The sequence below is a fragment of the Pseudoflavonifractor sp. 60 genome (assembly GCF_009911645.1).
Lineage (GTDB): Bacteria > Bacillota > Clostridia > Oscillospirales > Oscillospiraceae > Lawsonibacter.
In genome coordinates, this window is the sequence record NZ_QWKI01000006.1 from 1 (window position 1) to 1,354 (window position 1,354).

Annotated in this window: 1 protein-coding gene; it reads right to left on the reverse strand. The window is 51.8% G+C overall.

What is annotated here, in order from left to right; all coding sequences use genetic code 11:
• A partial coding sequence (locus tag D1646_RS01445) for a recombinase family protein (RefSeq protein ID WP_160634718.1) occupies positions 1 to 1,260 on the reverse strand: 1,260 nt, incomplete at its 3' end.
• Positions 1,261 to 1,354 lie beyond the last annotated feature (94 nt).

Consider the following 1,354-nt stretch of genomic DNA (forward strand, 5'->3'; position numbering starts at 1 on the left):
CGTCAGCGTGTCCAGCAGCTTTTCAATCTCGCTTTCCACCTGGGCCAGCTCCATCTGCTTTGTCGTCAGCTTCGGGCTGGCGGCTCTTTTCTTTTTGCGGCCCGTCAGCGTCTTATAATCCTCCAGTTTCTTCACCATCTGCTGGTAAACTACCGCCTCTAAATCGCGGAGACGGATTGTACCGCAGCCGGAACAAAACTTGCTGTCAGCGTGTTTCGTACAGCGCAGATAGAGATACCCGCAGGAGTGGGTCGACATCAGAGCATAGCCACATTTGCCACACTTGATTTTCCCCGCCATCCAGGTGTTGCGGGCTTTCCTGGCCGGTTGATAGGTCTGGTTCGCCATCATCTTCTTGCGAACTCTAAGCCACAAATCAGACGGGATAAAGCCCTCGCTGGGGGCCAGCACCAGCGTCTGGCCTTCCAAGTGCGTGTGCTTATTCTCGGTGCTGTCCTTGCTCCGGTAGTAGTAACATCCGTTTGTCCCTACGAAGTCGGCGGCATCATTGTAGATGTTCGTCCCTTGGCTCTTGAAAAACTCGTAAATATCCAGGTCAGCCATGGTGTAAATGGGATTACGAAGCATGATGCTGATGGTCGCCCTGGAAAACGGTTTGCCGAAGTATGTCCGCATCCCCTGCTCGGTAAGCTGTCGGGTGATGTCGTGAAGCGACACCTGGGGGTCAATGTACATCTCGTACATCTTCCGCACGAACGCCGCCTCGGTCGGTTCAATCACCAGCTTCTTTGTATGGATGCCGTCAATAATGATAGGCTCCGTCCGAAATCCATAAGGCGCACGCCCACCCATTTTGAAACCTCGCTGACACCGGGCGTACCATGCGTCCTGCACCCGTTTCTGGATGGTTTCTCGCTCCAACTGTGCGAACACAATGCAGATGTTCAGCATCGCCCGGCCCATCGGTGTGGACGTGTCGAACTTCTCCGTGGAAGAAATAAATTCCACGTTGTACTCCTGGAACAGCGCCATCATGTTTGCAAAGTCCAGAATGGAACGGCTGATGCGGTCAAGCTTGTAAACAACTACCCTGGCAATCAGCCCGCGCTTGATGTCCTCTACCAGCATTTGAAACTGGGGCCTGTCCGTATTCTTACCACTGTACCCCTTGTCTTGATACTCCCGGCAGCTTCCACCCCTCAATTCATATTTGCAAAACTCAATCTGACTTTCGATAGAAATACTATCTTTCTTGTCGATGGACTGTCTTGCATAGATCGCGTCAATTCGATTGTTCATTTTGCGCTCCCTTTCTGAAAAGAAACGGAGCTGCTGACAGCTTCATTATACCGTCAGCAGCCCCGCAAATCAATCTCTATCTGAAAAAATCACG